Below are 20,662 nucleotides of genomic sequence, written 5' to 3'. Positions count from 1 at the left end.
GTGTGGCCCTGGCTTTGCATGGGGCCGCCCATCACGCCAAACGCCATCTGGGGTGTGCCGTCGGCATGCATGGCAAAGGCCGGGATGATGGTGTGCGAGGGGCGCTTGCGCGGGGCCACCTGGTTGGCATGGCCGGGCGTGAGGTTGAAGCCGTGGCCCCGGTTCTGCAGGCTGATGCCGGTACCCGGCACCACCACGCCCGAGCCAAAACCCATGTAGTTGGACTGGATGAACGACACCATCATGCCCGAGGCATCCGCCGCCGCCAGGTACACCGTGCCACCAGGGCGCGGCGCACCCGCGCCGGGGTCGCCCGCGCGCTCGTTGTCGATCAGGGCCGCGCGGCGGCGCAGGTAGTCGGTATCGAGCAGTTCGCACGGTGCCACTTGCATGGCGTCGATGTCGGCGTTGTACTGGTGCAGGTCGGCAAAGGCGAGTTTCATGGCCTCGATGCTGGCGTGCACAGTCTCCACGTCGTCCACCGGGTGGGTGCCAATGCCGTGGGCATCCAGCATGCCCAGTGCCATCAGCGCAGCGATGCCCTGGCCGTTGGGCGGAATCTCGTGGATCACCGAATCACCAAAACGCTGCTGGATGGTGCCCACCCAGTCGGCCCGGTGTGCCGCCAGATCGGCCAGCGTCATCGCGCCGCCGTTGGCCTGCGCATGCGCCACCATGCGCTCGGCAATCACGCCCCGGTAGAAGGCTTCGCCCTCGGTTTCTGCAATCAGCTCCAGCGTGCGGGCGTGGGCTTCGCTGCGGAAAATCTCACCGGCCTGCGGCGCACGCCCCCCCGGCATGAAGCACTCGGCAAAGCCCGGCTGCGCGCCCAGCTTGGCCGCACCCAACGCCCACAGCCGTGCAATGGTGGGCGAGACAGGAAAGCCATGGCGCGCGTAGCCAATGGCTGGCTGGGCCAGTTGCGCAAACGGCAGCTTGCCCAGGCGTTTGGACAAAGCCACCCAGGCCGACACGGCGCCGGGCACGGTGACAGCGTTCCAGCCCATCTCAGGGATGCCGCCCCGCTTCTCGAAATACTCTGGCGTCCAGGCGGCGGGCGAGCGACCAGAGGCATTGAGCCCGTGCAGTTCCTTGCCATCCCATACGATGGCAAAACCATCGCTGCCGATGCCGCAGCCCGTGGGCTCGACCACGGTGAGCGCCATGGCCGCCGCCAGCGCGGCATCCACCGCGTTGCCGCCCGCCAGCAGCATCCGCAGGCCCGCTTGCGCCGCCAGCGGCTGCGAGGCCGACACCACATTGCGCCCCATCACCGCACTGCGGTGGGAGGCGTAGGGAAGGGACCAGTCGAGTGGATGGGTATTCATGAATTTTTGACTCCAAAACACGCGAAGCACGCGTGGCATGAAACTGGCGCGGCCCCTGCGAGGGACGCCGAGGAAGGGCTGCCCCGCACCGAGGGCGTCGTCCGGCGCACAGCGCCTCAGGGGGGTTATTCGATCGAGATTTTGTGTTGGCGAATGACCGATGCCCAGCGGTTGCTGTCGGCCTGCACCATCGCGCCAAACTGCGCCGGGGTGCTGGGGGCGGCGGGTTCCAGGCCCAGCTTGGCCAGGCTGGCTACCACGTCCGGCGCCTGCACGGCCTTGGCAAAGGCCTGGTGGATGCGCTCCACCAGCGCGGGCGGGGCCCCAGCGGGCAGGTACACGCCAAACCAGGTCACCGACGAGTAGCCCGGCAGGCCCGACTCGGCCAGGGTGGGCAGCTCGGGGGCCAGTGCGCTGCGCTTTTCGCTGGTCACGGCCAGGGCGCGCAGGCGGCCGTTCTTGGCATGTGGCATGCCCGTAGGCAGCGAGTCGAACAGCACATGCGTCTGCCCGGCCACCAGGTCGGGGATGGCCAGGGCCGTGCCTTTGTAAGGCACATGCGCCATCTCCACGCCCGCCTGGGCGATGAAGGCGGCGGAGTTCAGGTGCACGATGGTGCCGTTGCCGCTGGTGGCGTAGTTGAGCTTGCCGGGGTGTGCCTTGGCGTAGGCGATCAGCTCGGCCACCGTTTTGACCGGCAGCGAGGGCGTGACCAGCAACACGCTGGGCGCGTCGGCCAGGTGGGCCACGGGCGTGAAGTCCTTGCGCGCGTCATAGGCCAGGCGCGGCATCAGGTGGGGCGAGATGGCGTGGGTGCTGCTGGTGGTGAGCAGCAGTGTGTAGCCGTCGGCAGGCGCCTTGGCGGCCTCGGCCGTGCCGATGGTGCCGCCCGCGCCGGGCTTGTTGTCCACGACCATCTGCTGGCCCAGATCAGCCGCCACGCGCTGCGTGACCACGCGGGCCACCAGATCGGTCGCGCCACTGGCCGGAAAGGGCACGATCACCCGCACGGGGCGGTCGGGCCAGGCGGCTTGCGCATGGGCGCCCGCCACCCCGGCCATCAGCAACACCAGGCCACACAGGCCACGACCCCAAGATGAACGACGCATAAAGGCACTCCCCAAAAGCGGTAGGACACAGGTGGCAGGAAGGCAGTGGCCCCGGCCGTGGCGAGCAACCATCTTAGGAACGCAGGCCGCGAATGACCAACACCGATTCGGCAAACAGCTTTGCCATTACAGCAAAGCACTTCATACTCATCACTTCAAACAGGCAAACCAGCCCCCCGCCATGCGCCCCCACCTGCTGCAAGACACCTCCCTGCGCTATTTTCTGGAAGTGGCCCAGAGCGGCTCGCTCACCGAAGCCTCGGCACGGCTGCATGTGGCCGCCTCGGCGCTGAGCCGCCAGATCGCGGGGCTGGAGGCGCAATTGGGCACGCCGCTGTTCGAGCGGCACCCGCGTGGCATGGTGCTGACGGCGGCGGGCGAAATTTTGGCCGTGCACGCCCGGCGCGCGGTGCTGGACGCCGAGCGCGCACTGGGCGAGATCGGCGCGCTACAAGGCCTGCGCGCGGGCCAGGTGCGGCTGGCCACGTCCGATGCCTTTGCCAACGAGCTGGTGCCGCGCCTGTGTGTGGAGTTCCAGCGCACGCACACCGGCATCCAGTTCAGCGTGATCTCGCTGCCCACGGCCCAGGTGCCCGAGGCGGTGCGTAGCGGCACAGCCGACATCGGCCTGTGCTTCAGCCGCTCACCGCACAAAGACATTGCGGTGGCCTACCGCCAAAGCGCACCAGTGCTGGCCCTGCTGCCGCCCGGCCACCCGTTGGCGGACGCGGGCAGCCTGACGCTGGCGCAGATGGCCGCGTACCCCCTGGCCCTACCGCCCGCCGAAACTGCGGTGCGCCAGATGATCGACATCGTGTGCAGCCGCCAGGGGCTGCAACTGGCACCGGTGCTCATCAGCAACCATGCCAGGACGGTGATTCACTTCGTGCAGCAGGGCGGCGGGCTGTCGGTGGCCAGCGAGATCGCGGTGCGCCACCTGGTGGCCCAGCGCGCCATCGTGGCCCTGCCCATCAGCGACCCCGGCATGGACTTGCGCGACATCGAGATCCAGACCCTGGCCGGGCGCAGCCTGCCGGTGGCCGTGCAGGCATTTATGGAGCTGCTCAGGGAGCGCTTGCCAGCGGCGTGACGAAACTCAGCCCTGGCTTTCTTGCTGCTGGCGAAAAGCCCGCGCCTTGCCAAAATGCCCGTTGCCGATGAACGGCACGGGCGGGCGCAGTGCCGACAGCGGCGAGGGGTGGTTGGAGGTGAGCACCAGATGCCCCCGGTTGGCCGGAATCCAGGCGCGCTTGGATTGGGCGTGCGAGCCCCAGAGCATGAACACCACGGGGCGCGGGCCCTCGGCCACATGGCGGATGACGGCGTCGGTCAGCTCCTCCCAGCCCTTGCCTGCGTGGCTGGCGGCCTGGCCCTCTTCCACCGTGAGGCCGGTGTTGAGCAACAGCACGCCGTTTTTTGCCCACTTCACCAGGCTGCCGCCGGGCTCGGGCATCGCCGGGAAAGGCGTACCCAAATCGCGCTGCATCTCCTTGAAGATGTTGCGCAGCGAGGGGGGCAACGGCACGCCCGGTGCCACCGAAAACGCCAGCCCCTCGGCCTGGCCCCGGCCGTGGTACGGGTCCTGCCCCAAAATGACCACGCGCACCTCTTCGGGCGGCGTGAGGTCCAGCGCCCGCAGCGGCGCTGGCGGAAAAATCGCCGCGCCCGCCTGCAGCCGTGTCTGCAAAAAGGTGAGCAGCGCCTGTCCACGTGCACCGGCAAAAAAGGCATCCACCAGGGGTTGCCAGCCAGGGGCAACCGGCCAGTCGGCTGGGTTGGCGCTCTGGAGCTGGGTGGGGTGCTGGGTGGATGGATTCATGGTCAAAATGGCCTCTAGCGCTTTATAAATAAGCGCAAACAGCTATTAAAATAATAGCATTCGCAGCACTCAGGCAAAAAGCTGGGCCAGGGCCAGGCCTGGGTCGTCCGCCCGCATGAAGGCCTCGCCCACCAGGAAGGCATGCACGCCCGCGTCGCGCATCGTCTTCACATCGGCGGGTTTGAGGATGCCGGACTCGGTGACCAGCAAGCGGTCAGCAGGCACATCCTTGAGCATGCCCAGGGTGGTGTCGAGCGTGACGTCAAAGGTGCGCAGGTTGCGGTTGTTGATGCCCACCAGCGGGGTCTTGAGCTTGAGCGCCCGCTCCAGCTCGGGCCGGTCATGCACCTCCACCAACACGGCCATGTCCAGGCTGCGGGCGATGGCCTCGAAGTCGGCCATCTGCGTGTCATCCAGGCAGGCGGCGATCAGCAAAATGGCGTCGGCACCCATGGCGCGCGACTCGTAGATCTGATACGCATCCACCATGAAATCCTTGCGCAGCACGGGAAGCAAGGTGCTGGCACGGGCTTGTTTCAGGTAGTCGGGTTGGCCCTGAAAGAACTGCCGATCGGTCAGCACAGACAGGCAGGCAGCGCTGACCTTGCCATCACCTTCCATATAGCTTTGCGCAATGTCGGCTGGCTCGAAGTCGGCACGCAGCACGCCCTTGCTGGGGCTGGCCTTCTTGACCTCGGCAATCACCGCCGCCTGGCCCTTGGCGATCTTGGCGCGCAGCGCGCCTTCAAAGTCGCGCGTGAGCACGCGGCTCTCGGCGTCGGCGCGGATCACGTCGAAGGGCAGGCGCTTTTTGGCGGCGGCCACTTCTTCGTGCTTGACGGCCACGATTTTGTTGAGGATGTCGGACATGATGCAATCAGTGAAAAATTGAGGGTTGAGTGTCAGGGCGCCGACCGGCGACGGCTCGCATCCACCAAGGGTTCGCCTGAGCGTCGAATTCGAAGCCTCTGGGCCAACAAGTCAACGCAAAGGTCGAGCTGCTGGCGCTCGTTCTCTAAGCGTTGCCCGAACCCTGTTAAAGGTACGGAGGACAACTGGGCCACCGGGCCACGCCGCACATGGCGCAACTCCAGCGCATAGGACGGCGGACCGCTGGAGCCACCAGCCAAATAGCACCCCAGGCTGTGTTCGTTGGGATCAATCACTATGGGTTCCCTATCGCTTCGGCCTACAGGCAATATACGGCCCTGCGCAAAATCGACGAGCCAGTACTCCCTGCTGAAACTCTGGCGATCCTTCCACCAGATGGCGACGCCAGCCAACAAGCCAGTTATCCCGATCACAGCCCATTTGGCGGGTGGGGCCTGAAATCCAGGGACCTGCAGCAGTTGCCACCCAGCGATCAGAGCTACCAGACCCGTCGTGCCAGCGGTCACCCATGGGCCCGCTGGCTTGCTGAGTTCGTCCGGAAGAAGCACGCGCTGCACTCGCGGCAAAGTCAGGGCCAGATCCGCAACGCTGTGCAAAGGCCGATGGTCAACCTTAGGCGATCTCGACGGCTGGTAAGGCATGGGCAATGGCAGAGAAAAGACCGTGCGCTGACCAACTAAGCCGCCAGCGCATGCGTGCGCATGGCCAGTTGCTCCAGCTTGGCCAGCGCCGCACCCGAAGCGACCGCGGCGCGCGCCTTGGCCAGCCCGGCGGGCACCGAATCCACCACGTTGGCGGCGTACAGCGCCACTCCAGCATTCAGGCACACGATGTCCAGCGCGGCGCCGGGTTCGCCCTTGAGCACGCCGAGCAGCATCTCGCGCGACTGCTCGGGCGTTTCGACCTTGAGCGCGCGGTTGCTGGACATGCTGAGGCCGAAGTCTTCGGGGTGGATTTCATATTCGGTGATCTGGCCGTTCTTGAGCTCGCCCACCAGCGTGGCGGCGCCCAGGCTCACTTCATCCATGCCATCACGGCCATAGACCACCATTGCATGCTCGGTGCCCAGGCGCTGCAGGGCGCGCACCTGGATGCCGACGAGGTCGGGGTGGAACACGCCCATCAGAATGTTGGGCGCCCCCGCCGGGTTGGTCAGCGGGCCCAGGATGTTGAAGATGGTGCGCACGCCCAACTCCTTGCGCACGGGGGCCACGTTCTTCATGGCCGGGTGGTGGTTGGGCGCGAACATGAAGCCGATGCCCACATCGGCGATGCATTGGGCGATCTGCTCGGGCTTGAGGTTGATGTGGACGCCCAGGGCCTCCATCACATCGGCGCTGCCGCTTTTGCTCGACACGCTGCGCCCGCCGTGTTTGCTGACCTTGGCGCCCGCCGCCGCCGCCACGAACATGGAGCAGGTGGAGATGTTGAAGGTGTGCGCGCCGTCGCCGCCCGTGCCCACGATGTCCACCATGTGGGTCGGGTCCTTGACGTGGACCTTGGTGCTGAACTCGCGCATTACCTGCGCGGCGGCGGTGATCTCGCCGATGGTTTCCTTTTTCACGCGCAGGCCGGTCAGGATGGCGGACGTCATGACGGGCGAGAGCTCGCCGTTCATGATGAGGCGCATCAGGTGCAGCATCTCATCGTGGAAAATTTCGCGGTGTTCGATGGTGCGCTGCAGCGCTTCCTGGGGGGAAATAGGCATGGTGTGTGTCTCCTGATTTTTACGCTGCAGGTTGATCGGTGAAGGCCAGCTTGAGTCCAAAGCCAATAAACATGGCGCCCGCCACACGGTCCAGCCAGTGCATGCCGCGCTGGATAGCCCCGGCACGCCGCGCCATCCACGATGCCGCCAGCGCCCAGCCCGTGTTGACAGGGATGGCGTTGACGTTGAACAGCACACCCAGCAGCACAAAGGCCAGCGCCTTGTTGTCGGTGCCCGGTGCAATGAACTGCGGCACAAAGGCCAGGAAAAAGATGGCGACCTTGGGGTTGAGCACATTGGTCCAGAAGCCACCCAGGAACACCTTGCGAAGCGGTGTGCTTTGTGCGGGGGCCGCCTGCGCAGCCGCCAGGGCCGCGCTGCTGCCGCCATCGGCCGCCTTTTTTGCAAACAGCATGCGCACGCCCATCCACATCAGGTAGGCCGCGCCCACCCACTTGAGCACGGTGAACGCCGTGGCCGAGGTGGCCAGCAATGCGCCCACACCCACGGCCGCCGCGAAGATGTGCACAAAACACCCGGCCGTGATGCCCAGCCCCGCCACGATGCCCGCGCGCGTGCCAGACTTGAGCGCATTGGTGACGATGTAGAGCACATCGGGCCCCGGCGTGAGGTTAAGCAGCCAGCCCGCAGCGATGAACATCACGAGTTGGTGGGTGTCGATGATCGTCATGCCCGCTGCTCCAGAAGAAAGTTCTTGAGCATGGCGTGGCCGTGTTCGGTGAGGATGCTCTCTGGGTGGAACTGCACGCCTTCAATCGCCAGCTCTTTGTGGCGCACGCCCATGATCTCGCCGTCATCGGTCCAAGCCGTCACCTCCAGCACGTCGGGGCAGGTGGCGCGCTCGATGGACAGCGAGTGGTAGCGGTTGACGGTGAACTTTTCGGGCAGCCCGGCGAACACGCCTTTTTGTGTGGTGGTGATGACGCTGGTCTTGCCGTGCATCAATTCCTGGGCACGAATGATGCGGCCGCCAAAGGCCGCGCCAATGGCCTGGTGGCCCAGGCACACGCCCAAAATGGGCAGCTTGCCCGCAAAGTGCGTGATGGCGGCCACCGAGATACCCGCCTCGGCCGGTGAGCAAGGCCCAGGCGAGATCACCAGGCGGTCAAGCTGCCCGGCATTCAGGCGCGCCTCGATCTCGGCCACGGTGATCTCGTCGTTGCGGAACACCTCCACGTCGGCGCCCAGCTCGCCAAAGTACTGGACGATGTTGTAGGTAAAACTGTCGTAGTTATCGACCATCAAAAGTTTCATGCTGCGCTCCCTGCGGCCTGGGCCGCTGGCGTGTTCTGGGCGGCGGCTTCTGCACTCTGCCCTGCGCGCTGGCGCGCGAACTCGCGGTGTTCATAAGCGATGGAATGCTCCATCAGGCTGCGGTAGATGGCTTCGAGCACATCGGGCGGGCCGCCGTGGAGGGCGGCGCTGGCGCGCACCCGGCCCACGATGGCCTCGATACGATCCTCGTCGCGCACCAAGGTCGCGCTGGGCTTGATGCGCGCGGCCTGTGTCATGTAGCCGGTGCGCTGCACCAGCAGTGGCACCAGGATGTCGTCCAGGGCGTCGATGTGGCGGCGCACATCGGCCATGGTGGTGCAGGGCTGCACCAGGTCGATGGCTTGGGGTGTGGCTTTCATCATTCCAGCCCCTCCTCGACCAGCTCGGCGGCGCGCAGCAAGGCGCGGGCCTTGTGTTCGGTTTCTTTCCATTCCAGTTCGGGCACCGAGTCGGCCACTACGCCGGCTGCGGCCTGCACATACAGCGTGCCATTCTTGATGATGCCGGTGCGGATGGCGATGGCCACGTCCATGTCGCCCGCGTAGCTCAGGTAGCCGCAGGCGCCGCCATACAGGCCGCGTTTGGTGGGTTCGAGCTGGTCGATGATTTCCATGGCGTGCACCTTGGGTGCGCCGGTCAGCGTGCCCGCGGGGAAGGTGGCCTTGAGCACGTCCATGCTGGTCATGCCGTCGTTCAAGATGCCTTCCACATTGCTCACGATGTGCATCACATGGCTGTAGCGCTCCACGGCAAAGGCCTCGGTCACCTTCACGGTGCCCGTTTTGACGATGCGGCCGATGTCGTTGCGTGCCAAGTCGATCAGCATCACATGCTCGGCGCGCTCCTTGGGGTCGTTGATGAGTTCGACCTCGGTGGCCTTGTCCTTCTCGGGCGTGGCGCCGCGCGGACGGGTTCCCGCCAGAGGACGGATGGTGACCTTGGTGCCTTCTTCGGTCTTTTCCTGGCGCACCAGGATCTCGGGGCTGGCGCCCACCACGTGGAAGTCGCCAAAGTCGTAGAAATACATGTACGGCGACGGGTTGAGCGAGCGCAGCGCGCGGTACAGCGACAGCGGCGATTCGGTGTAGCGCTTGTGGATGCGCTGGCCCACCTGCACCTGCATGAAATCGCCCGCGGCGATCAGCTCCTTGGCACGGTTCACGGCGGCCAGGTAGTCAGCCTTGGCGAAGTCGCGCTGGGCGGGGTGGCTTTCGGTGGCCTTGACCACGGGCGCGCTCACCGAATACTTGAGTTGCTCTTTAAGGTCGCGCAGGCGCTTCTTGGCGCGGGTGTAGGCCTCGGGCTGGGCCGGGTCGGCATAAACGATGAGGTAGAGTTTGCCCGAGAGGTTGTCAATGACGGCCAGCTCTTCGCACTGCAGCAGCAGGATGTCGGGGCAGTCCAGGGTGTCGGGCGGGCAGGTGTTTTCGAGCTTCTTCTCGATATAGCGCACCGCGTCGTAGCCAAAGTAGCCCGCCAGGCCGCCACAAAAGCGCGGCAAGCCGGGGCGCAGGGCCACCTTGAAGCGGTTTTGGTAGTCGGCAATGAAGTCGAGCGGGTTGCCGGTGGCAGTCTCGACCACCTGGCCGTCGGTCACCACCTCGGTGCGCGCTGCGGCGCCAAAGCCGCTGGCCCGCAGCAGCGTGCGCGCGGGCAGGCCGATGAAGCTGTAGCGCCCGAAGCGCTCGCCGCCCACCACGGATTCGAGCAGAAAGCTGTGCTTGCCGCCGTCCTTGGTGTGCGCCAGCTTCAGGTAAAGCGAGAGCGGGGTTTCCAGGTCCGCAAAGGCCTCGACCATGAGCGGAATGCGGTTGTAGCCTTCGCTGGCCAGGCTTTTGAATTCAAGTTCTGTGATCACGGGGAGGGCTCCCAGCTATCGCAGCGCGTGTCCCTGTGCAATGAATAAAAAGGGGCGCTGCGGTCCATTCGATCGGCCCCACCGCATCACAGGGGGAGGCCACGGGTGCACGCTGGGGCGCAGGCCCTGCGTGCCATCAGGCGTTCAAAGAGGCAGGCTGACGCCAGGGCCAGGCTCCCCGGTCGCTGCAACCTGTGATGAACACGTGGTGAATGAACATGGACCAAAGTGTAGCAAAGCTTTTTTGGCGTCCGGATCTGACCCGCATCAAGACGAGATCACACAACCCATCGAAAACCCTGTTGCGGGCCACCCAGAGCGCTGCAACAATTAGAAACGAACGATCGTTCTTTTTTAGGAGTTGTGCATGAACTTCCTCCAGCGAGGCGCCCTGGTGTTGGGAGCTTGTCTGTTGGCCGCGACCGCTGTCGCCCAGCCCATGACCGTGGCCGGTGTCAAATACGAAGAGACGGCAGATCTGCATGGCAGCACGCTGCAGCTCAACGGTGCAGGGGTCCGCTACAAGGCCGTGTTCAAGGTCTACACGGCGGGCCTGTACCTTGAAAAGAAGGCCGGGACGACCCCGGACATCAACGCCCTCAAGGGCCCCAAGCGCATGAGCATCACCATGCTGCGCGAGATCGATTCCACCGAGCTGGGCAAGCTGTTCTCGCGCGGCATGGAGGACAACATGGACCGCGCGGCGTTCTCCAAGCTGATTCCAGGCGTGCTGCGCATGAGCCAGATCTTCTCGGACCACAAAAAGCTGGCAGCGGGCGACCAGTTCATGATCGACTGGATTCCGGGCACCGGCACGGTCATTACCGTCAAAGGCAAGCCCCAGGGCGAACCGTTCAAGGAACCCGAGTTCTTCAACGCATTGCTGGGCATCTGGCTGGGCAACACGCCTGCCGACTGGAAGCTCAAGGACGCCTTGCTGGGCAAACCAGCCTAAACACCAGCTGACGTTCTCAGTTGCAAAAATGCCCCATACCGCCCCTCGGCTGTCGCAAGCTGGACAGCTCTGGATCACGCCAGGGGCCTAACCTGTGATTCCGGACACCCCGTGCCCACCGGCACCCCCCAGCATCAGGCTGCACGCCACCCGCGCACCCGCAGCCCCGATGCCCCGGCGTCTTGCACGCCACCCGCGCCAGCCCACCCAACCAGGCGGCCGTATGCAGTTTCCGTCGTTCGCACAGCCTCCTTTTTCGGCCCGGCCTCTTTCGCGCCTGACACCATCATGAAACTCAGCAACCTCACCGTCGGCCTGCGCCTGGGCGCATCCTTTGGCGCCATCCTGCTCATCACTGCCCTCATCGCGGCAGTGGGCATGTGGCGTATCGGCAACCTCCAAAGCGCCAGCGAGCGGGTGGCCACCCAGGAGATCGAGCAGCGAATCCTGGTGGAAGACTGGACCTCGGACATCCGCCTCAACTGGACGCGCACCGAAGCCTTTCTCAAGGCCATCGACCGTGACTACATGGAGAAACTGACGGCCGATACGCAGGCCACGACCAAAGGCATTGAGGCCAAGGTGCAGCGCATCGAGGCTTTGGTGGACAGTGCGCAAGGCCGCAGCCTGCTGGTCGCCATTGCGGCGGCGCGCAAGGCCTACAACGAGAAGCTGGGCGAAATCCGCGAGCTGCACCGGGGTGGCGAGCCCAACGTGCCCTCCATGGTGGACAAAGACCTGCGTCCGCTGGCAGACAAGTACCTGAAGTCGCTCGACGACCTGCGCCAGGCCATGGCCACCCAGTTGGCCGAGAGCCAGGCCGACGCGTCAACCCTCGCCAAGGCCAGCCAGGTGCTGCTGGGCGCGGGCACGTTGGTGGCCGTGGTGCTGGGCGCACTGCTGGCACTGGTGGTGACGCGCTCCATCGTGCACCCCGTCCAGCTCGGCAAGCGGGCTGCCGAAAGCATTGCCGATGGCGACCTGACCCACCCCATCGAGGCCCATGGCAGCGACGAAACCGGGCAATTGCTGCAGGCGCTGTCCACCATGCAGTCCCGCCTGGCCACCATCGTGGGCAACGTGCGCCACAACGCAGAGGGCGTGGCCACCGCCAGCACCGAAATCGCATCGGGCAACAACGACCTGTCAGCCCGCACCGAGCAGCAAGCGAGCGCACTGCAAGAGACCGCCGCATCGATGGAAGAACTGGGCTCCACCGTGCGCCAAAACGCCGACAACGCCCGCCAAGCCAACCAACTGGCGATGAGTGCATCCACCGTGGCGCAGCAGGGTGGCGACGTGGTGGCCGAGGTGGTGGACACCATGCGGGGCATCAACGACAGCAGCAAGAAGATTGCCGACATCATCAGCGTGATCGATGGCATCGCCTTCCAAACCAACATCCTGGCGCTGAACGCAGCGGTGGAAGCAGCGCGCGCCGGTGAACAAGGCCGGGGCTTTGCCGTGGTGGCCAGCGAGGTGCGCAACCTGGCACAGCGCTCGGCATCGGCCGCCAAGGAGATCAAGGGCCTGATCGGCACGAGTGTGGAGCGCGTGGAACGCGGCACCGCCCTGGTCGACAAGGCCGGCGCCACGATGAGCGAGGTGGTTGCCTCGATCCGCCGCGTGACCGACATCATGGGAGAGATCAGCGCTGCCAGCGGCGAACAAAGCTCGGGCGTTTCGCAGGTCGGCGAGGCCATCACGCAGATGGACCACGCCACGCAGCAGAACGCAGCCCTGGTGGAACAAAGCGCCGCAGCGGCCGACAGCCTCAAGACCCAGGCCGGACAGCTCGTGGATGCGGTGGCGGTCTTTCGCCTATCGGCCAACGCCACCCAAATCAGCCATGCCGCTCCCGCCAATGCAGCCCGGCTGGACTACCACGGCAGCGCGCCACGCCAGTTGCCCGCCTGAGAACAGCCCGCCATCCACGCGGGCGGGCCTTGGCCCCCGGACGGCGGTGTGGGCCTCAGGCCCAGGTATGGGCGGCAGGCCAAATGCTCCTATTTTGATAGCCTATTGCGCAATACCATAGCGCGCCACAGCATGTTTCTTCACAAAAAGAAGATGCCTGCATTCCCACTCATTGGATGATGGACGCCGATGGCCGACGAGGCCATCGGCGGGCCCGCCGCAAAAATCAACAATTGCAAACGCCCTTCCCGCACAGGTCAAACCCTGATCCACTCCGTCCCCACGTGTTCTTAATTGCTAACCAATTGCCTGGGGATGATTCATGGATATCGGATGTCTTGGTCTTGGCGCATGCCAGGTGGTCAGCCGCGACAAGGTGCGACGGGTTTCTAGAGCCTGGTTGTGCGCAGCGGCGGCCTGGGGGTTGAGCGTGCCCGCTCAGGCCTTGACGGTAGCCGATGTGAAGTACGACGATGCCACACAATTGGCAGGTCGGGCGCTGCAGCTCAATGGTGCGGGCATACGCTACAAGGCGATGTTCAAGGTCTATACGGCGGGCCTGTATCTGGAGAAAAAGGTCCACACCGCACAAGAAGTATTGACGCTGGCGGGCCCCAAGCGCATGAGCATCACCATGCTGCGTGAGATCGATTCAGCCGAACTGGGCAAATTGTTCACGCGCGGCGTGGAAGCCAACATGGAAAGGGCCATGTACATCAAGCTGCTGACCAGCGTGCTGCGCATGAGCCAGGTCTTCTCCGACCACAAGCGGCTGTTGCCGGGTGAGAAGTTCACCATCGACTGGATCCCCGGCACGGGCACCATCATTAGCGTCAAAGGCAAGCCTCAAGGCGAGCCGTTCAAGGAGCCCGAGTTCTTCCACGCCATGATGAACATCTGGCTCGGCCCTACGCCCGCCGACTGGAAGCTCAAGGATGTACTGCTCGACCAGCCGCAGCAGTCGCAGCCTCAGCAGCAACAGCAGTAGTAGAGGCAAGCCCCGCCACATCGGCCAGCGAATCCACGAAACCATCTGCGTCCACAGCCCGCACCGGCTGGCCGTGGTTGTAGCCGTAGGTGACCAGCACCACGGGGCAACCCGCCGCCCGCGCCGCCTGTGCGTCGTTGCTGGAGTCGCCCACCATCAGCGTGCGCGCCGGGACAGTGCCCAAGGCTTCGCAGGTTTTGAGGAGGGGCAGCGGGTCGGGCTTCTTGCGTTCGAACGCGTCGCCGCCAAACACCTTGTCGAAGTAGCCATCGAGCCCCTTCGATTGCAAGAGCGGCAACGCAAAGTCCGTGGGCTTATTCGTCAGGCAGGCCAGGCGCAACCCCACCGCGCGCAAAGCCGCCAGCCCCTCTGGCACCCCCGCATAAACCGTGGCGTACTGGCCGTTGATGGCCAGGTAGTGCCGCTGGTAGCTGGCCCATACCTCGGGGTACAGAGATTCAATTTTGATAGCGCGTTGCGCTTGATCCATGGGCTCCAGAACGTGATTGAGCACGGAATGGAGCAAATGTTCGGAGCCTTTGCCCACCATGTGCTCGATGTGCCCGGCGCAAATAGCCGGCAGGGCCAGCTCGGCGAGCATGCGCTTGATCGCCTCGTTAAAGTCGCCCATGGTGTCCACCATGGTGCCGTCCAGGTCCACGATGACGGCATCCACGCGGGAAAGGAGGGGAGACGGGGCAGCGGTGGCGTGGTCGGACATGGGACGGGCTCAAAAAGTAGGAAAAAGAAAGAACGCCAAGTTTAAGGAGGCAGGGGCCGCCACCCACGCCGCCCCGCATTCCTCAACGCAAACTCAGGGTCTGCCGCTTCCAGGCCGGGTCCTGCCAGCGCTGGAACAGGGGCAGGGCCGTGATGTCACCCGTGACGCGCTCGGTGCTCAGGCCTTCCAGCCGCACCACCTCAAAGCTCTTGCGGTAGCGGCCCTGGCCTCGGGCTTCGCGCGACACCAGCATCTGCTGGCCGCCGGGCACCCAGCCCGCCCATTCGGCCACACCAGTCTCGGGTGTGGTGGCGGCAGGCGGCAGCACATCGGCCAGCCAGCCGCCCTCGGTCTTGCGCAGCACCCACAACTCGCGCCAGCCTTCCATCGGCTGCACGGCCAGTGCCACGGCCGTGCCCTCGCGGTTGGTGCTGGCCGATGCCGCCCACACCACGCCGTAGGTGCAGCGGCGCAGCAGCGGGGCCTTGGCGCTGTGCTGGGCATCCACCAGCAGCACGCAGGTTTCGCCGAGGGCACCGGGTTCGGTCAGCAGTGTGGGGCGGGTGCTGGCAACAGCCGCGGGCACAGCAGCGGGCACTAGCGCCCAACGCACGGCACTCACGCGCATGGCGGCGTCGTTGTAGGCGCTCTGGTCCTCGTCGGGCAGGTCGGCCTTGCTCACTCCGGCGAATTCCGTCAGGGCACGTGCAGCCGCAGCGGCCACGGCCGGGTCGGCCACGTTTTTGCGTGCCTGCTGGAAGGCCGTGGCGCCCCACACGCTGGCGCGGCGCATTTGCACACGGTTGCGCAAGTAGCCCGGCAGGCCCGCCACGTCCACGCGCTCCAGCACATCGGCCTGCCAGGTGGTGAGCTTGGCGCGCTCGTGCGCGGGCAGGTCGGGGTTCATGCATTCGGGGCGGGTCAACGCCAGGGCGGCGCGGGCGCGCTGCTCGGCATCGGCCACGGGCATGGCCAGCAGACGGCGAAAGGCTTCGCCCTCATAACAAACCTGCATGCGCCCTTCAACCTCGTAGGTAGCAAAACGCACGCCGTAGCCGTTGGCCACATCCAGGTGCGCCGACAGCGTGGCGCCCGAGGCCTTGCCCGGCACGGCGGCCGACGCGCGGCGCGCCAGCCGGTCGGCAAAGGTGCCCAGTGCATCGAAGGCCTGCGCACCCTCTACACCCGCCAGGGCCTTGGCGGACGCGGCTTGCAGGTAGGCGGCAGTGAGGCCGATGCCCAGCGCCTCGGCGCCCGGCGTGTCCTGCACAAAACGCATCACGGCCAGCAGCGCGGGGCCTTCGGACTCGGTCAGCGCCACGCGGCGCACATCGCTGGCGCGGATGAAACCACCGCGTTCGCGCTTGTGGTCCCACACCTGCAGGTAATCGAGGCGCTCGCCGCGCACCTCCAGCACCTCGCCCTGCCACAGGCTGGCCTGCTGCTGGGCACCGTCGCGCGGGGCGGCGCGCAGGCTGGCCTGGTCTTGCACCACGATGGCGCTGCCCTGGGCGCCAGGTGACGGCTGGGGGGCGGCCTCGGCCGCCACGGTGACCGCAGCGCTGACCACGGCCGCCAACAGGGTTGCGAGGGTGGCGTTCATGCTTATTGCTCCGTGGCTTGGGTCATGGCGGCGTCATCCGCCACAGCAGCGGCGTGGGCGTTGCGGTTGCCGCCCAGCAGCGCGGCGCCGATGAAGTCGCCATTGGTGGGCGGGGGCGCGATGATGACCTGGATCTTGTCCGAGAGCTTGTCGGCCAGCGTCTTCTGGATGAGCAGCGGGTGTTTGGTCACCAGCGCGCCTTCGCGCGCCATTTGCTCGGCGTTCACCTTGCCAATGCGGTCCATCCGGTAGGCCTCGGCTTCGGCCAGTTTCTGGCGGGCATCTGCCTCGCCATTGGCTTCGATGCGGCGGGCCTGGGCGCTGCCCTCGGCGGCTTTGATGCGCGAGACCTTCTCGGCCTCTGCTTCGAGCTGGCGCTGCTCGATTTGGCGCTGCTTGAAGGGCAACACATGCTTCATGGCCTCTTCTTGCGCCTTGGCCGCGATGATCTGCTCACGCGCGGCGGCCTCGGCGGCCACTTCGCGGCGTACCTTGTCGGCGCTGGCATCCAGCTCGGTCTCCTTCACGCGCTTGTCTTTCAACTCCAGCGTGTAGCGCATTTTTTCGGACGCCAGTTCTTCGGCCAGCAAGCTGTCCATGCCCCGGCGGTACTCGGCGGGCAGGTCCACCTTGCCGATCTGGAGGCTGCGCAGCGTGACGCCATCGGCGGCCAGGCGGGCACGCAGCTCGGTTTCGATGATTTGCGCAATCTCGGCGCGCTTGGACGAGAAGATTTCACGCACTGTGTAGCGGGCAAACACCTTGTAGACCAGGCCCTGTACGGCGGGCTCGACGATGTCGGCGCCGACGTCGTCGGGCAGGTTGCCGGCCTTGACAGCGGGTGAGGCCGGGTCCAGCGCATAGCGCACGCTCAGGTCCAGCCCCAGCGAGAGCCCTTCCACCGACTGCAGCGGCGCGCTGCCCGTGGCCTGGCGCATGGCTTCAGGGCGGTAGCTCTGGTCACGCAAGGAAAAAACACGCACCGTGTGCAGGCCGGGTACCACCCATACGCTGCCATCGCGCCACAGGCTCACGGCGCCGTTGAACTGGTTCAGGCGCACGCCCAAGTCACCTTGCGCCAGGTGTTGCACCGGCGGGTTGCGGTACACCATCAGGCCCGCTGCGGCCACCACAGCGCCAGCGGTCAGCCAGCGCACGGTGCGGGCCGTGGGCAGCAGGTAGGCCCAGTTCAGGCGTGGGGCATCTTCACCTCCTACATCGGCTGCCACAGGGCTTTGCGATTCAGCGTCCAGCGCAGGTTCCGTGCCCGTTTCGGGCAACGAGGTGGAGGGGCGTCCCTTCAGGGTCTGCACGATGCGGTTCCAGGTGGCTTTCATGGTGTTTCTCTCTCGGGTTGGGTCAGTGTTGTTGTCGGTGTCTGAGCCACCGCAGCGGGTTGCTCATTGAGGACCGATTGTTCGGATCCACCCCGGAAGCAACAATGCGGCGCAGCCCCCAATGCGCTCACACCGCCCGCACGAACCTTCCGGCCCCGGAAGAAAAACTCACACCGTCCTCGACGAGGGGCCGGGATAATCCGCACACCCCTCCACTGCCCCGCCCTGCCCATGACCCGCATTGCCGTGATCGAAGACGATCTGCCCACCAGCAACCAGTTGGCCGGATGGATACGCAGTGCGAAGAGCGGTATCGTGATCGACCAGTGGTTCACCCGCGACGAGGCCGAAGCCGCGCTGGCCCGCGAGCACTACGACGCCGTGGTGCTCGACATCGAATTGGGCCGTGAGCGCCATGCGGGCGTGGCCCTCATCAACGCCATCAACAAGCTGCGCCAGGGCACGCCGGTGCTGGTGGTGTCGGCCATGCCGGCGGCCATTTACCGCAGCATCATGAAGGCGCTGGATGCGTGGGACTACCTGCAGAAAACCACGTTTGAAGAGGCTGACTTCATCGACACCTTCCTCGACATCCTGCGCACCACGCAGGCACAGACCCCGGCCAGCGCCGCACCCGCCCCGGTGGGCGATGCACTGGTGCTGGACCCGCTATGGCAGCGCACCCCCACCTGGCGCGGCGAACGCATCAACCTGCCGCTCACGGCCCAGCGCATTCTGGCCACACTGCACCAACGCAGTGGCGAGGTGGTGTCTTACGACGAGCTTTTCGAGGTGGTGAAAAGCGGCCGCAACCGCGACAACGTGCGCAAGCATGTCAGCACCATCCGTGAAGCGCTGCGCGAGGTGGACCCGGGCTTTGAAGGCATTGAGAACGTGCCCATGCGCGGGTTTCGCTGGGTAGGCAAATGAAGCGCCTGCTGCGCCGCCCCGCACTCGAAATCCCCCGGCTCGGGCTGCCCGCGTTCCGCCTGCGCATCCTCGTGCGCGGGGTGTTCGTACTGCTGGCCATGGCCACGGTGGCGCTGAGCGTGGTCGTGCTCAAGGACGAAAAAGAGCGCGCCTGGCAGGCCTACCAACACGGTTTTGTGCGCAGCCAGGCCGAGGTCATGGCGCGGCTGCGCCACCCCTCGGGCCAGTTGGCGCTGCTCAATGCCAGCCACCTGGGCCAGGGCGTGACGCCGCTGGCGCCGCTGCTGCTGCCCTATGCCGCCATCGACTTTGACGATCCCCAAAAATCGCAGCAGGCCGTGGAGATGGCGGGCTGCTCCGTGCAATACCCCGACGGGGCCTCGGTGTGCGCGGCGATTGGCAACAACCCCTATGCAGGCGGCTTCATTTACCTGGTGGGCAGCTTTTACGCGGGCGAGCTGACGCCCCGGGAGCGCGGCGCGCTGGTGCCTGCCGAGGCCCACCGTGCGCGCATCAGCCTGGACATGCGCGGCACCACCTACCGCTGGGTGGCGCCCTACGAGGCCATGCCCCCACAGGGCAGCGCGGCCGTGCGCGGGCGCCTGACGGGGTTTGTGGACAACGGCGCGCCACAACTCGACGCCCGCGCGCGGCCCGTGCGCGACTTTCGGGGCTGGCTGTGGCAAAACGGCCAGTGCCGTGACCTGCCGCCGCCATCGGCCAATCAGCCTTCTGGCGAGGCCACCGCAGCCTCCAACTGCCTGCGCCGCACCCACTACTCGATCCGCCTGCCGGTCGAGCTGTTCCGCGAAGCGCTGTTTCGCAAGGACGAACGCCTCGTCTGGCCTCCCGAAGACTTGGGGCAGATACGCGTACGGGTGGAAATGCTGGCCCCTGGCGAAGGCAGCAAACCGCTGTTTGACAGCAACGCCTCTGGCGCCCAGCTGGCCGCATCGCTGAACGACCTCTCGCGCAGCCTGCTGCCGGGCGAGCGCGTGCAAATCCGCAAGCTGGGCAACAACGAGGCCAGTGCCCTCACCCTCAAGGGCTTGGACGTGCAGGCCGAGCCGTCAGCGCCCTGGTTACTGCGTCTGATCCGCTGGCTGCCGCTGGAGGCCGCAGGCGTGGGCCCGGCAGCCACACCACCAGCCGCCCCCACGGCGCAAGACATTCTGGACACGCCCACCGGCAACTACGTGGTGAGCTTCACCGGTCACCTGCGCGGCGTGGAGCAGGGCCTGGCCGCCGTGGCCACGCGCCTGTCGTGGTACCTGGGCGCCATGCTGGGCGCCATTGCGCTGGCCTGGCTGGTGATAGAGGTGGGTCTGATCCGCCGCGTGACGGCCCTCACCCGCCGCGCCGCCGCCGTGTCGTACAACGTGCAGCCCGGCCACACCGGGCCCCGGCTGGGCGACCTGGATGTGTCGGACCTGCGCGGCTCTGACGAGCTGGGCATTCTGGCTGGGGGCCTGGCCGACCTGCTGCAGCGTGTGAAGGACGACCTGCAGCGCGAGCAACTGCGCGCCCAGCAAGAGCGCGACATGTGGCACGCCGTGGGGCACGAGATCATGTCGCCCCTGCAATCGCTGATGGCACTGAACGGCCCGCAAGACCCCGGCCACCGCTATGTGCTACGCATGCAGCAGGCCATCCATGTGCTGTATGGCACGGCATCGCCCGCCGAGGCGCTGCAAGCCGCCGATGTGCCCGAGGGGCGGCTGGACCTGGATGCCTTCTTGCGCAACGTGGCCGACAACGCGCACTTTGCGGGCATTCTGGATGTGGCGTACGCCCCAGGCCCAGGCCACCCTGGCCCGGTCATCGTGCGGGCCGACGAGTTTGCGCTTGAAGACGTGGTGACCCACATCCTGCGCAACGCCGACCGCTACCGCCCCACGGGCAGCCCCATCACGCTGACGCTCACGGCATCGGAATCCACGGCCAGCGCCACGCTGCACAACCAGGGCTCGACCATTGCCGAAGACCTGCTGGAGCGGATATTTGAACTGGGCGTTTCAGACCCTGCCAGCCCTACCCCGCTGGGCGAGGGCGAGCACCGGGGCCAGGGCCTGTTTGTGGCCAAGACCTACATGGCCAAGATGGGGGGCACCGTCAATGCTCGCAACACCGAGCATGGTGTGGCGTTCGTGCTGACGTTTCAGCGGCTGGGGTAGGCCACCCGGCGGGCGCCCCCCTGCCCGC

At 66.0% G+C, this 20,662-nt stretch carries 18 protein-coding genes; 6 read left to right on the top strand and 12 right to left on the bottom strand.

What is annotated here, in order from left to right; all coding sequences use genetic code 11:
• Positions 1–1,328 (bottom strand): gamma-glutamyltransferase family protein (locus Q0105_RS15310; protein ID WP_298212994.1); only part of this gene is annotated, 1,328 nt, incomplete at its 3' end.
• Positions 1,329–1,453: 125 nt separating this feature from the next.
• Positions 1,454–2,389, bottom strand: a complete 936-nt coding sequence (locus Q0105_RS15305) for a tripartite tricarboxylate transporter substrate binding protein (protein WP_298212995.1) — start codon at positions 2,387–2,389, stop codon at positions 1,454–1,456.
• Positions 2,390–2,618: 229 nt separating this feature from the next.
• Between Q0105_RS15305 and Q0105_RS15300 the strand changes: the two genes are divergently transcribed.
• Positions 2,619–3,527: a LysR family transcriptional regulator gene (locus tag Q0105_RS15300; RefSeq protein WP_298212993.1), complete on the top strand. Its 909-nt coding sequence runs from the start codon at positions 2,619–2,621 to the stop codon at positions 3,525–3,527.
• 6 nt (positions 3,528–3,533) lie between these two features.
• Here the strand turns inward: Q0105_RS15300 and Q0105_RS15295 are convergent, their stop codons facing one another.
• From Q0105_RS15295 to trpE, 7 genes are all read right to left on the bottom strand, one after another.
• Entirely contained in the window at positions 3,534–4,256 is a 723-nt protein-coding gene (locus tag Q0105_RS15295) for a uracil-DNA glycosylase (protein ID WP_298212992.1), read from the bottom strand.
• 69 nt (positions 4,257–4,325) lie between these two features.
• Positions 4,326–5,126, bottom strand: a complete 801-nt coding sequence (trpC, locus tag Q0105_RS15290) for an indole-3-glycerol phosphate synthase TrpC (RefSeq protein ID WP_298212991.1) — start codon at positions 5,124–5,126, stop codon at positions 4,326–4,328.
• A 697-nt stretch (positions 5,127–5,823) separates the two neighbouring features.
• Positions 5,824–6,855, bottom strand: coding sequence for an anthranilate phosphoribosyltransferase (trpD, locus tag Q0105_RS15285; protein ID WP_298212990.1), 1,032 nt, complete (start codon positions 6,853–6,855; stop codon positions 5,824–5,826).
• A 19-nt stretch (positions 6,856–6,874) separates the two neighbouring features.
• Entirely contained in the window at positions 6,875–7,546 is a 672-nt protein-coding gene (locus Q0105_RS15280) for a LysE family translocator (RefSeq protein ID WP_298212989.1), read from the bottom strand.
• Entirely contained in the window at positions 7,543–8,130 is a 588-nt protein-coding gene (locus tag Q0105_RS15275; protein WP_298212988.1) for an aminodeoxychorismate/anthranilate synthase component II, read from the bottom strand. The genes Q0105_RS15280 and Q0105_RS15275 overlap by 4 nt, the downstream gene beginning before the upstream one ends.
• Complete coding sequence (locus Q0105_RS15270) at positions 8,127–8,513, bottom strand: chorismate mutase (RefSeq protein WP_298212987.1); 387 nt, start codon at positions 8,511–8,513, stop codon at positions 8,127–8,129. Before Q0105_RS15270 ends, Q0105_RS15275 begins: the two co-directional genes overlap by 4 nt.
• Complete coding sequence (trpE, locus tag Q0105_RS15265; RefSeq protein WP_298212986.1) at positions 8,510–10,009, bottom strand: anthranilate synthase component I; 1,500 nt, start codon at positions 10,007–10,009, stop codon at positions 8,510–8,512. Before trpE ends, Q0105_RS15270 begins: the two co-directional genes overlap by 4 nt.
• A gap of 367 nt (positions 10,010–10,376) precedes the next feature.
• On the opposite strand from trpE, the gene Q0105_RS15260 reads away from it, so the two are divergent.
• The 3 genes from Q0105_RS15260 to Q0105_RS15250 all read left to right on the top strand — a co-directional run bounded on the left by Q0105_RS15260 (position 10,377) and on the right by Q0105_RS15250 (position 13,869).
• Positions 10,377–10,964 carry a chalcone isomerase family protein gene (locus Q0105_RS15260; protein ID WP_298212985.1) on the top strand — a complete coding sequence of 196 codons (588 nt, stop codon included), beginning with the start codon at positions 10,377–10,379 and terminating at the stop codon, positions 10,962–10,964.
• 288 nt (positions 10,965–11,252) lie between these two features.
• On the top strand, positions 11,253–12,881 hold the full coding sequence (locus Q0105_RS15255; RefSeq protein WP_298212984.1) for a methyl-accepting chemotaxis protein: 1,629 nt from the start codon (positions 11,253–11,255) through the stop codon (positions 12,879–12,881).
• 424 nt (positions 12,882–13,305) lie between these two features.
• Positions 13,306–13,869 carry a chalcone isomerase family protein gene (locus Q0105_RS15250; RefSeq protein WP_298212983.1) on the top strand — a complete coding sequence of 188 codons (564 nt, stop codon included), beginning with the start codon at positions 13,306–13,308 and terminating at the stop codon, positions 13,867–13,869.
• On the opposite strand, the gene gph is transcribed toward Q0105_RS15250, so the two are convergent.
• From gph to Q0105_RS15235, 3 genes are all read right to left on the bottom strand, one after another.
• Positions 13,811–14,590 (bottom strand): phosphoglycolate phosphatase, encoded by a 780-nt coding sequence (gene gph, locus Q0105_RS15245; protein ID WP_298212982.1) that lies wholly within the window; start codon positions 14,588–14,590, stop codon positions 13,811–13,813. The two genes, Q0105_RS15250 and gph, sit on opposite strands and share 59 nt — an antisense overlap.
• Before the next feature lie 82 nt (positions 14,591–14,672).
• The gene (locus Q0105_RS15240) at positions 14,673–16,193 is read right to left on the bottom strand and encodes a hypothetical protein (protein WP_298212981.1); all 1,521 of its coding nucleotides are present in this window, start codon (positions 16,191–16,193) and stop codon (positions 14,673–14,675) included.
• Positions 16,194–16,195: 2 nt separating this feature from the next.
• Positions 16,196–17,530, bottom strand: a complete 1,335-nt coding sequence (locus tag Q0105_RS15235; RefSeq protein WP_298212980.1) for an SPFH domain-containing protein — start codon at positions 17,528–17,530, stop codon at positions 16,196–16,198.
• 231 nt (positions 17,531–17,761) lie between these two features.
• On the opposite strand from Q0105_RS15235, the gene Q0105_RS15230 reads away from it, so the two are divergent.
• Both Q0105_RS15230 and Q0105_RS15225 read left to right on the top strand, forming a co-directional pair.
• Positions 17,762–18,460 (top strand): response regulator, encoded by a 699-nt coding sequence (locus Q0105_RS15230; protein WP_298212979.1) that lies wholly within the window; start codon positions 17,762–17,764, stop codon positions 18,458–18,460.
• On the top strand, positions 18,457–20,634 hold the full coding sequence (locus Q0105_RS15225) for a HAMP domain-containing sensor histidine kinase (protein WP_298212978.1): 2,178 nt from the start codon (positions 18,457–18,459) through the stop codon (positions 20,632–20,634). Before Q0105_RS15230 ends, Q0105_RS15225 begins: the two co-directional genes overlap by 4 nt.
• Positions 20,635–20,662: the final 28 nt, after the last annotated feature.

This window comes from Acidovorax sp. (assembly GCF_027492855.1).
GTDB lineage: Bacteria > Pseudomonadota > Gammaproteobacteria > Burkholderiales > Burkholderiaceae_C > Acidovorax.
Note: the sequence above shows the minus strand (reverse complement) of the source record. Positions and strands in the feature narration are given on the sequence as shown.